Genomic DNA, 10,949 nt, shown 5'->3' with positions numbered 1-10,949 from the left:
GTCGCGGGCGCGGGCGAGGTGCTCTTCGGGCCCCTGAGGGAGCGGCTGCGCGACTACGCGACCCTGTCGTTCGCCTCGCGGCTGGAGGTCCTGCCCGCCCGTCTCGGCCCGGACGCCGGGCTGGTGGGCGCGGCGGTGGTCGCGGCGCGGAACTCCGGCCTGTGGACGGCGAGTTAGTCCGGCAAACCGGCCGCCCGGGCTCGCTTCGGCGGATCAACTGGCCTATTTCGACGGGTAGTTGAGGGCTCCCGTGCACCCACAAGGTGTCAAGGGGGGACCGGTGATCACTGGCGCGGATGAACATACCGTCCTCCGGTCATGTCAGCGGTTTTTCATGAGCAAGACTCGTTCTTGCCAGAGCCTTTGCTCTGTTCCCCCCTTTCGCGATGGAGACATCATGAGCATTCGCAACGCCGCCGCCGTGACAGCCCTGGCCGCCGCCGCCATCGGCGCCGGAGCCACCACCGCCGCCGCCGGCGGCGTCCACGGCGAGGCCGTCAAGTCCCCGGGCGTCGCCGCCGGAAACGTCGCCCAGGTCGCGCCGCGCGTCTCCCCGAACGTGGGCGGCAACGTCCTCTCGGTCGTGGGCGTCGCCAACAGCTCCCTGGGCAACAAGCTCGTCAACGACTGAGCCGGCCCCGGTTCCAGCCGCCGAGGGCACCGTGAGCGGGGTCCAGGGCCCCGCTCGGCCGGCCGCGTCGCTCCTGTCTCCCCCCGTCAGGAGCGCGCGGCCGGCCGCGTGTCGGGGCTTCGCGTAGGCCCGGCACCATGCCGCTCGCACACGTTTCCGTGGCAAGGTGTTCCGGGCACTCCACAGGAGAAGGGGGAACCGTGATCGTCTGGCTGAACGGTGCGTTCAGTGGGGGCAAGACCAGCACGGCGAAAGAACTGACCGAACTCGTCCCGGACAGTACCCTCTACGACCCCGAGGTGACCGGCGGGGCGCTGCGCCATCTGCTGCCGCCGAAGCGGATGAGTGAGGTCAAGGACTACCAGGACCTGCCGATCTGGCGGCGGATGGTCGTGGACACGGCCGCGGCGATGCTCGCGGAGCTGGGCGGGACGCTGATCGTGCCGATGACCCTCCTGCGCCAGGAGTACCGGGACGAGATCTTCGGGGGCCTGGCCTCCCGCCGGATCCAGGTGCGGCACGTACTCCTCACCTCCGACGAAACGATCCTGCGGGAACGGATCGAGAGCCGCGTCGAGCTGCCGGACGACCCGGAGGGCAGCGAGGCGGTCCGGCAGTGGTCCCGGGACCACATCGTCCCGTACCGCGCCGCACTGCCCTGGCTGACCCGGGACGCGCTGGTCGTCGACAACGGCCGACTGACGCCCCGTCAGACCGCCGAGTACGTCGCCGAGGCCATCCGCGGCGGGGACGCGGGCGTGTGCCGCATCGTCCAGACCCCGGAACCGACGGCGGAGACGCTCGCCGCGGGGGTTCTGCTCTTCGACGAGGACGACCGGGTCCTCCTCGTCGACCCCACCTACAAACCGGGCTGGGAGTTCCCCGGCGGCGTCGTCGAACCCGGCGAGGCCCCGGCCCGCGCGGGCGTGCGCGAGGTGGCCGAGGAGATCGGGCTCGAACTCGCCACCGTGCCCGGGCTGCTCGTCGTCGACTGGGAACCGCCGCATCCGCCCGGCTACGGCGGCCTGCGCCTGCTCTTCGACGGCGGCCGCCTCAAGGCGGCAGACGCCGAGCGGCTGCTGCTGCCGAGCGCGGAACTACGGGGATGGCGCTTCGTGACGGAGGACGAGGCGGCCGCACTGCTGCCGCCCGTACGCCTGAACCGTCTGCGCTGGGCCCTGCGAGCGCGCGAACAGGGCCGGGTGCTGAACCTGGAGGCGGGGGTGCCGGTCGGCTGAGGCGGGCAGGCCGACGCCGGGAACGACGCTCACCGGGCCCCCGCGCGGGGGCCCGGTGACTGACCTGTCCAGGGCGTGGGCACCGTGAACGTGGCGAGGTGACGGCCGTCTCGGCCCGGCACTCTGAGCCGTACGTGGCCGTGGGCTGCTAGGTTGCACCTAAGTGAACGGGTGTACGGGGGTAGTGCTGTGATCGGGCTGGGTGCAATAGCGGGGATCGCGTTGGTGGAGCTCGGCATGGTGCTGACGCCGGGGCCGAACATGATCTACCTGGTCTCCCGCTCGATCGCCCAGGGCCGCCGGGCGGGGCTGATCTCGCTGGCCGGGGTCTGCCTCGGCTTCCTGGTCTACCTCTTCGCGGTGTCCGCCGGGATCGCCACCGTCTTCGCGCTGGTGCCGGAGATCTACCTGGCGATCAAGCTGGCCGGAGCGGGCTACCTGCTCTGGCTGGCCTGGAAGGCCGTCCGGCCGGGCGGCCGATCCCCTTTCGTGACCCAGGAGTTGTCGCCGGACGGGTCCCGCAAGCTCTTCCTGACGGGCTTCCTCACCTGCCTGCTCAATCCCAAGGTGGCCATCCTCTACATCTCGCTGCTGCCGCAGTTCGTCGACCCGGCGCGTGGACATGTGGGTCTGCAGGGGCTGCTGTTGGGGCTGACCCAGATCGCGGTGGGGGTCGCGGGCAACGCGTTCTTCATCGTGACGGCCGGCTCCGTCGCCGGGTTCTTCGCCCGGCGCCCGCTCTGGCAGCGCGTGCAGCGCTATGTGATGGGCACCGCGCTGGCGGGCTTCGCCGTCAGGATCGCCACCGAACGAACGGGCGCGGCGGTCGCCCTGCGCTGACGGCTGACGGGTGACTCAAGGGCCCGCTCCCGCCCGGCTCGCGCCGGGCGGGAGCGGGGCGGTCCGTCAGCGGCCCGCCGCGTAGTTGCCCAGGAACAGGGCCTCCGCCAGGGACAGCCGCTCCAGTTCCTCCGGCGAGACGCTCTCGTTCACCGCGTGGATCTGCGCCTCCGGCTCGCTCAGCCCGATCAGCAGGATCTCCGCCTGCGGGTAGAGCGCGGCGAGCGTGTTGCACAGCGGGATGGAGCCGCCCATGCCCGAGGTCTGCATCTCCTCGCCGGGGTAGGCCACGGCCATGGCCTCGGCCATGGACGCGTACGCCGGGCTGGAGGTGTCGGCGCTGAACGCCTGGCCCTGCCCGATCTGCTCCACCGCGACGCGCGCGCCCCAGGGCGCGGCCGCCTCCAGGTGGGCGGTCAGCAGCTTGGTGGCCTCCGCGGCGTCGGTGCCCGGCGGCACGCGCAGGCTGATCAGCGCGCGGGCGGCCGCCTGCACGGACGGCGTGGCGCCGACGACCGGCGGGCAGTCGATGCCCAGCACGGTGGCGGCCGGGCGCGCCCAGATGCGGTCGGCCACCGTGCCGGAGCCGGTCAGCTCGACGCCGTCGAGCACCTTCGCGTCCTTGCGGAAGTCCTCCTCCGGGTACTGGAGGCCCTCCCACACGGCCTCGGCCTGCGGCTCCAGGCCGGTGACGACCGTCGAGCCGTCCTCGGCGCGCAGCGAGTCGAGGATGCGGATCAGCGCGGCGAGCGCGTCGGGCGCGGCACCGCCGAACTGGCCGGAGTGCAGATTGCCCTCCAGGGTGTCCACCTGGACGCGCACCATCGTCATGCCGCGCAGCGTCGCCGTGACGGTCGGCAGACCGACGCGGAAGTTGCCGGCGTCGCCGATGACGATCGCGTCCGCCGCCAGCAGCTCGGGGTGCGCCTCGGCGTACCGCTCCAGGCCGCCCGTGCCCTGCTCCTCCGAGCCCTCCACGATCATCTTGACGGTGACCGGCACGCCGCCGTGCGCCTTGAGCGCCCGCAGCGCGGTGAGGTGCATGATCACGCCGCCCTTGCAGTCCGCGGCGCCGCGCCCGTACCAGCGGCCGTCGCGCTCGGTCAGCTCGAAGGGCGGGGATATCCAGGCGGCCTCGTCCAGCGGCGGCTGCACGTCGTAGTGCGCGTACAGCAGCACCGTGGGCGCGCCGGCCGGGCCGGGGAGCAGGCCGTAGACGGACTGCGTGCCGTCGGGCGTGTCCAGCAGGGCCACGTCCTCGAAGCCCTCGGCCCGCAGCGCGTCGGCGACCCACTTCGCGGCGCCCTCGCACTCACTGCGCGGGAACTGGTCCTCGTCCGCGACCGAGCGGAAGGCGACGAGCTCCGCCAGCTCGGTCCGGGCGCGGGTCTGCAGCGACGCGACGGTCGCCGCCAGCGCCGCCTGGTCCGGGCGGCGCGACGGGGACGTGTCCATGGAACGCTCCTCGGGAACGGGACGGGGTGTCCCGGGTACGGGCGATTGCGCCCTCGATCCTCCCATGCCGACTCCCACCGCCCCGCGCTTCCCCCGGCCGGGGTGCCCGACGGCGGGCCGTAGGATGCGGCGGTAGCGGTTGCCGGTGATCGAATTGGGGAGCGGAAGCACAGGTGAGCAGCGACAACGAGGTCCGTGCGGCGGGTGGGGACGTGCCCGGGGACACGGACGCGGTGTGGGACGTCATCGTGGTGGGCGCCGGGCCCGCCGGGGCCTCGGCCGCGCACGCCGCCGCGGCCGCCGGCCGCAGGGTGCTGCTCCTGGAGAAGGCGGAGCTGCCCCGCTACAAGACCTGCGGCGGCGGCATCATCGGCCCCTCCCGGGACGCGCTGCCGCCCGGCTTCGCCCTGCCGCTGCGCGACCGCGTGCACGCCGTGACGTTCTCCCTCGACGGCCGGCTGACCCGCACCCGCCGGGCCAAGCGGATGCTGTTCGGGCTCGTCAACCGGCCCGAGTTCGACGCGGCCCTGGTCGAGTCGGCCCGGGCCGCCGGCGCCGAGCTGCGCACGGGCGTGACGGTCTCCCGGGTCGAGCAGCACGGGCCGGCCGTGCCCGACCGGCGCACGGTCGCCGTTGTCCTCGGCGACGGCCGGACGCTGCTGGCCCGCGCGGTCGTCGGCGCCGACGGCAGTGCCGGGCGCATAGGGGCGCACGTCGGCGTCGAGCTGGAGCAGGTCGACCTCGGCCTGGAGGCCGAGATCCCCGTGCCGGCCACGGTCGCCGAGGACTGGGCGGGCCGGGTGCACATCGACTGGGGCCCGCTGCCCGGCAGTTACGGCTGGGTGTTCCCCAAGGGCGACACCCTCACCGTCGGCGTGATCTCGGCGCGCGGGGACGGCGCCGCCACCAAGCGCTACCTGGAGGACTTCATCGCCCGCCTGGGGCTCGCCGGTTTCGAGCCGGCGATCTCCTCCGGCCACCTGACCCGCTGCCGGACCTCCGGCTCCCCCCTCTCCCGCGGCCGCGTCATCGTCTGCGGCGACGCCGCCGGCCTGCTGGAGCCGTGGACCCGCGAGGGCATCTCCTTCGCCCTGCGCTCCGGCCGGCTGGCCGGCGAGTGGGCCGTCCGCATCGCCGAGGCGCAGGACGCGGTCGACGCCCGGCGGCAGGCACTCAACTACGCCTTCGCCATCAAGGCCGGCCTCGGCATCGAGATGGGCGTCGGCCGCCGCCTGCTGTCCGCCTTCGAACGCCACCCCGGCCTCTTCCACGCGGCCCTCACCGGCTTCGGCCCGGCGTGGCGGCTCTTCGCGAGGATCACCCGCGGCACCACGACGCTGGCGGAGATCGTCCGGACCAGCCCGGTGGCGCGCCAGAGCCTGTCGGCACTGGACCGGCGACCCGCCCGCGACTGACCGCTCGGCACACCACCGCACGCCCCACCGCAGCGCCCCCCGCACGCCCCGTCGCGCGCCGGCGGGGCGCTGCCGTGCGCCCCGGAGCGCGGCTTGCGGCGCCTTACCGATAGCTCGGGCACAGAGCTAAAATGATGGTATGCCCGCTAATGGTGCGAATGTGGCAGATGTTGCGCGCGCTGCGGAGGGCACGGCCGACGAGCTCGCCGGTCTCGTGGCGGGGATCAACCGCCTGACCCGGCGCCGGCTGTGGCGGACCATGCCGGCGCCACGGCTGCGGGGTGCAGAGGCCGAGCTGCTGCGCGTGGTCTCGGCGCGGCCCGGCATCGGGGTGTCCGGCGCCGCAAAGGAGCTGCACCTGGCCGCGAACTCGGTGAGCACCCTGATCAACGGCCTGGTCGCGGGTGGCCTGCTGCGCAGGGAGAGCGACCCCCGGGACGGCCGGGCGGTGGCCCTGTTCCCCACGCCCGCCTGCCGGGAGCGGCTGCGCGACTGGGAGGCGCGGCGCGCGGTGCTGTTCCGCGAGGGCATGCGAGCGCTGCCGGCGCGGGACCGGGCGGCCGTGGCGGCGGCGCTTCCCGCGCTGCGCAGGCTCGCGGACGTCCTGCGCGACACCCGCGACACCGAGGAGGTGCCATGAGCGGAGGTGCCATGAGCACGGAGGGTGGGACCGCCGGGGCCGGTGGGGTGGCGGCCGTCCGCTGCACGGGGCTGACGTACGCCTTCGGCCGGACCAAGGCCGTCGACGGCGTGGACCTGCGCGTCGAGCCGGGCGAGGTCTTCGGCCTGCTCGGGCCGAACGGCGCGGGCAAGACCACGACGCTGCGGTCGATCACCACACTGCTGCCCGTGCCCCCGGGCGTGATCGAGATCTTCGGCCGCGACGCCGCCCGGCGGAAGATGGCGGTGCGACGGCTGCTGGGCTACGTCCCGCAGCAACTGTCCGCCGACGCCGGTCTGACGGGCCGGGAGAACGTCGATCTGTTCGCCCGCGTCTTCGACGTGGCGCGCCGTGAGCGGCGCGAGCGGGTGGGGCAGGCGCTGGAGGCTGTGGGGCTCGCCGCCGCGGCCGACCGGCTGGCGGCCACGTACTCGGGCGGCATGGTGCGCCTCCTCGAACTGGCCCAGGCGCTCGTCAGCGCGCCGAGACTGCTGGTGCTCGACGAGCCGACCATCGGCCTCGACCCCATCGCGCGCGGCAACGTATGGGAGCGCATCGCGGCCATCCGGGCCGCCACGGGCATGACGGTGCTGGTCACCACGCACTCCATGGAGGAGGCCGACCAGCGCTGCGACCGCCTGGCGCTGCTGCACCGGGGGAAGGTCCGGGCGCTGGGCACCCCGGAGGAACTCAAGAGCGGACTCGTCGCCCACCGCCGGGAGACCGGCGACGGCGGGAGCGCGCCGCCGTCCCTGGAGGACGTGTTCCGGCACGTCGCGGGCGGCGAACTGGCCGGATCCGAAGACGAGCGAGGGGAGTTCGGCGATGTCCGCCGTACCCGCCGCACCGCGTCCCGCGTCGGCTGAACGCGACGGTCCTGTCGAGCAGCGCTACGGGCTGCTGCTCCACCCACCGCGCGCCCACGGCGGCTGGCGGGTCGTTCCGGCGCGCGTCGTGGCCATGTGCGTGGTCGAACTGCGCAAGCTGCGGCACGACCGGGCGGAGCTGTACACCCGCGCCGTCCAGCCCGCGCTGTGGCTGCTGATCTTCGGGCAGACGTTCAGCCGGATCAAGGCCATTCCCACCGGCGACGTCCCGTACGTGGACTATCTGGCCCCGGGGATCATCGCCCAGTCCGCGATGTTCATCGCCATCTTCTACGGCATCATGATCATTTGGGAGCGGGACTCCGGGGTTCTCACCAAACTGCTGGTCACCCCCACGCCCCGGGCCGCCCTGGTGGCGGGAAAGGCGTTCGCAGCCGGGGTCAAGGCCGTGGTCCAGGGCGCGGTCGTCGTGGTGATCGCGGCGCTCATGGGCGTCGCCCTGACCTGGAACCCGCTGCGCCTGCTCGCCGCGGCGGTGATCGTGGTGCTGGGCTCGGCGTTCTTCTCCTGCCTGTCCATGACGATCGCCGGGATCGTGCTGACCCGCGACCGGCTGATGGGCATCGGCCAGGCCATCACCATGCCGCTGTTCTTCGGCTCCAACGCCCTCTACCCGGTTGCCGTCATGCCCGGCTGGCTCCAGGCGGTCAGCAAGGCGAATCCGCTCAGCTACGAGGTGGACGCCCTGCGCGGCCTGCTCATCGGCACCCCCGCGCACCTGGGCGCCGACTTCGGCGTGCTGGCCCTGGCGGCGCTGGCAGGCATCACCGCGGCGGCGGCCCTGCTCGGCCGGCTGGCCCGCTGACGCCGGCACCCGCCCGGGCCCGGCCGGCGGACCGGGCCCGGGGCAGACCGATGCGCGGCGGCCCCGGGGCGCGATGCCTCCCGCCGGCCGGCCCGGCGGCGTGGGCGGCCGCCGTCCGTTCCCGGCGGGTGATCCGCGGCGAGAGCAGACCGACCGCCGCGGTGAGCAGGACCACCACCGCGCCGGCCGCGAGGAACGCTCCGGAAGGGGAGACGTCGACGAGCGGCGGGAGGAGGAGTATCGCGGTCACGCTGCCGGTACGGGTCGCCGTGTGTTCGACGGCCATCAGCCGCAGGCGTTCCGCCGGGGCGTACGTCCCCAGGCGCGCCCGCATCGTGACGGTCCCCAGCGGCGCGGCCAGCCCCGACAGCAGGCACAACAGCCCCAGCGCCGGGACGGAGCCGGCCGCCGCCATGCAGGCGGTGGCCAGGCCGTCGGCGGCCCAGGCGGCACAGCAGACGGCGAGCCAGGCGCGCGGCCGCAGGGCACCGGCGACCGGGTTGCCGATGAGCGCGCCGATCCCGGAGACGGCGGTGATCAGCCCGAACGCGCCGGCGCCGGCGCCGGGACCGCCGGCGAGCAGCGCGGGCAGCCCGATCGTCGTCGCCGCGGCGCAGAACGGCAGGACCCCGTGCACACCGATCGCCATGCCGATGCCCGGGTGGTCCCTCACCAGCGTCATGACCCGCACGGACGGCCGTTCGCCGTCGCAGCCGGCCGGGGGCGGCGGGGGCAGACGGCGGGCCAGGCCGCCCAGCGCCGCCGCCGAGACCGCGAACGCGGCGCCCACGCACGCGAACAGCTCGATCCGGGAGAACACCAGCAGCAGCGCACCCGCACAGGCGTGGCCGGTGATGCGGGCGACACGGCTGGTGAGATCGAACAGCCCCGTGACGGACTGGACTTGACCGGGCCGCCCGAGCGTGGGCACCAGCGCCTCGAAGTTCGGGTCGAAGAGCGCCCCGAGCACGCCGAGGAGCAGGACGCCGGCCAGCACGACGGCCGTGCCCAGGGCGTCGGGCGACCAGACGAACGGCAGGGCCACGGCGACGCCCGCGCGCAGCGCGTCGACCGCGGACAGTGCTCCGTAGGAGGAGAAGCGGGCGACGACGCGCCGGCCGGCGGCGCCGAGCACGACGTAGGGCAGCGACTCCAGGAGGGCCACGAGCCCGGTGAGCGAGGCCGATCCGGTGCCCGCCCACACGCTCCACATCACCGCCATCGCGTACAGGCGGTCCCCCAGCGCGGACAGGCTGCGCGCCAGCCACAGGACCAGAACGGGGCGCTGCCGCAAGAGCCGCGCATACTCCATGCGTCCTCCCGCCCGGTCGTGACCCGGCGGCGGTCACCGCGCGGCCGGCACGGGGCCACCGTAGGAGGCGGGCGGGGAACGGAGGCCGTCATTCCCTGATGGACCACCCGTTCACAGGAGAAATCGGTCCATGTGACGGGAAGGTGACCCGATCGGGTCGGAACACCGGCTCAGGACACCGGGCTCAGAACAGCGCCTCGGGCTCCGGCGGGGGTGCGTTCCCGGCCGGGACCTCGGCGGCGGTCGTCGGCGCGTCGGGGGCGGCCGCCGTCAGCGGCCAGCCGGCCAGCTGCCGGGTGTCGACCAGCAGCGGACGCCCGTCGGCCGCGTCCAGGTGGACGTCCGGCCCGGCCACGGCGACCACCCGGCCGGCCACCGTGCACCCGGCCGTCAGGGCGACGGCCCGGTGCACGGTACGTATGCGGTCCAGATGGAACGCCGCGTCGTGGTGCACGGGCGCGAACGCGGCGACCGTGAGCGATTCCGGCAGGCCGGGCAGGTGCCGGGCGTGCTCGTGCAGTTCGGCGAGCGCCGCCGTCCGCACCTCCTGCGGCGGCAGCGGGTGCCGGGCGGCGCGCTTCGCGGCGTACGGGACGCGGTCCGGCACGGCGAGCGCCGCGCCCAGCACGGCCTCGGCCCGCCGCGCCGCCATCAGCGGCCCGCGGCCGAGCAGCGCGTAGGAGAGAGCGGCCTGTTCGAGCAGACGGCGGCCCTCCCGCTCGGAGGCCGTGATGCCGACCTTGAGCAGGCCGGGGCCGAACCAGGCGAGGTAGACGTCGTAGGGCCGGGGGTCGTCGGCCGCGGTGTCGGCCGCCACCGAGTGGGAGCGGTCCAGCCGCGCGCACTCCGCGCACTGCGCGGAAAGGGCCGGCGCGGGCACCCCGGCGCCGGCCGGGCAGGGCGTGTGCCGCCCCGCGCGGCGGACGCCCGCGCAGCACCGCCGGGATCCGGTGGTGAAGGCGAGCGTCCGGCCCGGCGGCATGGGGGAGAGGCGCTCGCCCCGCACCGCGTGCCGCCAGACCAGGGACGGGCCGGAGGCCTCCCAGCGCAGCCCGGCGCACTGCCAGTCGCCGCCCCGGTCGTCGCCCCGCTCGTCCCGTTCCATGCTGTGCAGTCTGCCAGCGGGCACCGACATCAGGCTCCGGTGCGCACGGCGTTCCGGGTGGTGTACGCGATCACGCCGGCGACGGCGGCCAGCGCCGCGACCGTCGTGAGGGCGGCCGGCAGCGAGGTGCGGTCCGCCAGCAGGCCGATGGCCGGCGGGCCCAGGAGCATGCCGCCGTACCCGAAGGTGGAGGCCGCGGCGACGCCGCCGGGGCCGGAGAGCTCGCCGGCGCGGCCGATGGCGACCGGGAAGATGTTGGCCAGCCCGAGGCCCGTGACGGCGAAGCCGGCGAGGGCCGCCCAGACGGTGGGGGCGAGCGCGCCGAGCAGCATGCCGGCGGCGGCCGTCACGCCGCCCAGGACCAGGACCCGGGTCTGCCCCAGCCGTTCGAGGAGGGCGGTGCCGCCGAGCCGGCCCAGGGTCATCGCGAGCGCGAAGACCGAGTAGCCGGCGGCGGCCACACCGGGCCGGGCCGAGAGGTCCTGCTGCAGGTGCAGCGCTCCCCAGTCGGCCATGGCGCCCTCGCCGTAGGCCGTGCACAGGGCGATCAGGCCGAACACCGCGACCAGTGCCCGCCCGCCGGCCCGCCGCGCGGACGCG

11 protein-coding genes and 1 pseudogene are annotated in these 10,949 nt (G+C 74.8%); 8 read left to right on the top strand and 4 right to left on the bottom strand.

Features of this window, described 5'->3' with window-relative positions:
* The 4 genes and pseudogenes from AB0K09_RS22690 to AB0K09_RS22675 all read left to right on the top strand — a co-directional run.
* Nucleotides 1–177 (top strand): annotated as a pseudogene (locus tag AB0K09_RS22690) (ROK family protein); the annotation flags it as partial.
* Nucleotides 178–397: 220 nt separating this feature from the next.
* Complete coding sequence (locus tag AB0K09_RS22685) at nucleotides 398–631, top strand: chaplin (RefSeq protein WP_366067200.1); 234 nt, start codon at nucleotides 398–400, stop codon at nucleotides 629–631.
* 200 nt (nucleotides 632–831) lie between these two features.
* Nucleotides 832–1,869 carry an NUDIX domain-containing protein gene (locus AB0K09_RS22680; RefSeq protein WP_366067199.1) on the top strand — a complete coding sequence of 346 codons (1,038 nt, stop codon included), beginning with the start codon at nucleotides 832–834 and terminating at the stop codon, nucleotides 1,867–1,869.
* A gap of 189 nt (nucleotides 1,870–2,058) precedes the next feature.
* Nucleotides 2,059–2,709, top strand: a complete 651-nt coding sequence (locus AB0K09_RS22675) for a LysE family translocator (RefSeq protein ID WP_366067198.1) — start codon at nucleotides 2,059–2,061, stop codon at nucleotides 2,707–2,709.
* Between the two features lie 66 nt (nucleotides 2,710–2,775).
* Here AB0K09_RS22675 and AB0K09_RS22670 read toward each other — a convergent pair whose 3' ends face one another.
* Nucleotides 2,776–4,164 carry a dipeptidase gene (locus tag AB0K09_RS22670; RefSeq protein ID WP_366067197.1) on the bottom strand — a complete coding sequence of 463 codons (1,389 nt, stop codon included), beginning with the start codon at nucleotides 4,162–4,164 and terminating at the stop codon, nucleotides 2,776–2,778.
* A gap of 173 nt (nucleotides 4,165–4,337) precedes the next feature.
* Here AB0K09_RS22670 and AB0K09_RS22665 point away from each other — a divergent pair, with 173 nt between their 5' ends.
* The 4 genes from AB0K09_RS22665 (at nucleotide 4,338) to AB0K09_RS22650 (ending at nucleotide 7,932) form a co-directional block, all read left to right on the top strand.
* Nucleotides 4,338–5,579 (top strand): geranylgeranyl reductase family protein, encoded by a 1,242-nt coding sequence (locus tag AB0K09_RS22665; protein WP_366067195.1) that lies wholly within the window; start codon nucleotides 4,338–4,340, stop codon nucleotides 5,577–5,579.
* Between the two features lie 160 nt (nucleotides 5,580–5,739).
* The gene (locus AB0K09_RS22660; protein WP_366067194.1) at nucleotides 5,740–6,219 is read left to right on the top strand and encodes a MarR family transcriptional regulator; all 480 of its coding nucleotides are present in this window, start codon (nucleotides 5,740–5,742) and stop codon (nucleotides 6,217–6,219) included.
* On the top strand, nucleotides 6,216–7,106 hold the full coding sequence (locus AB0K09_RS22655) for an ATP-binding cassette domain-containing protein (RefSeq protein ID WP_366067192.1): 891 nt from the start codon (nucleotides 6,216–6,218) through the stop codon (nucleotides 7,104–7,106). The genes AB0K09_RS22660 and AB0K09_RS22655 overlap by 4 nt, the downstream gene beginning before the upstream one ends.
* Nucleotides 7,066–7,932 carry an ABC transporter permease gene (locus AB0K09_RS22650; RefSeq protein WP_366067191.1) on the top strand — a complete coding sequence of 289 codons (867 nt, stop codon included), beginning with the start codon at nucleotides 7,066–7,068 and terminating at the stop codon, nucleotides 7,930–7,932. The genes AB0K09_RS22655 and AB0K09_RS22650 overlap by 41 nt, the downstream gene beginning before the upstream one ends.
* Here the strand turns inward: AB0K09_RS22650 and AB0K09_RS22645 are convergent.
* The 3 genes from AB0K09_RS22645 to AB0K09_RS22635 form a co-directional block, all read right to left on the bottom strand.
* A complete protein-coding gene (locus AB0K09_RS22645) occupies nucleotides 7,892–9,244 on the bottom strand; it encodes a hypothetical protein (RefSeq protein ID WP_366067190.1) in 1,353 nt (450 codons plus the stop codon). The genes AB0K09_RS22650 and AB0K09_RS22645 overlap by 41 nt on opposite strands.
* A gap of 184 nt (nucleotides 9,245–9,428) precedes the next feature.
* Nucleotides 9,429–10,349, bottom strand: a complete 921-nt coding sequence (locus AB0K09_RS22640; RefSeq protein ID WP_366067189.1) for a DUF2797 domain-containing protein — start codon at nucleotides 10,347–10,349, stop codon at nucleotides 9,429–9,431.
* Nucleotides 10,350–10,378: 29 nt separating this feature from the next.
* Nucleotides 10,379–10,949, bottom strand: a 571-nt coding sequence (locus AB0K09_RS22635) for an MFS transporter (protein WP_366067188.1), incomplete at its 5' end; no start/stop codon positions are given.

This window comes from Streptomyces sp. NPDC049577 (assembly GCF_040675635.1).
Taxonomy (GTDB): Bacteria; Actinomycetota; Actinomycetes; order Streptomycetales; family Streptomycetaceae; genus Streptomyces.
Note: the sequence above shows the minus strand (reverse complement) of the source record. Positions and strands in the feature narration are given on the sequence as shown.

What these genes read in the sequence shown, in the direction of transcription:
- AB0K09_RS22650 (WP_366067191.1), top strand. Translation starts at nt 7,066, where the DNA reads ATGTCCGCCGTACCCGCCGCACCGCGTCCCGCGTCGGCTGAACGCGAC.
- AB0K09_RS22670 (WP_366067197.1), bottom strand. Translation starts at nt 4,164, where the DNA reads ATGGACACGTCCCCGTCGCGCCGCCCGGACCAGGCGGCGCTGGCGGCG.
- AB0K09_RS22655 (WP_366067192.1), top strand. Translation starts at nt 6,216, where the DNA reads ATGAGCGGAGGTGCCATGAGCACGGAGGGTGGGACCGCCGGGGCCGGT.
- AB0K09_RS22640 (WP_366067189.1), bottom strand. Translation starts at nt 10,349, where the DNA reads ATGGAACGGGACGAGCGGGGCGACGACCGGGGCGGCGACTGGCAGTGC.
- AB0K09_RS22685 (WP_366067200.1), top strand. Translation starts at nt 398, where the DNA reads ATGAGCATTCGCAACGCCGCCGCCGTGACAGCCCTGGCCGCCGCCGCC.
- AB0K09_RS22645 (WP_366067190.1), bottom strand. Translation starts at nt 9,244, where the DNA reads ATGGAGTATGCGCGGCTCTTGCGGCAGCGCCCCGTTCTGGTCCTGTGG.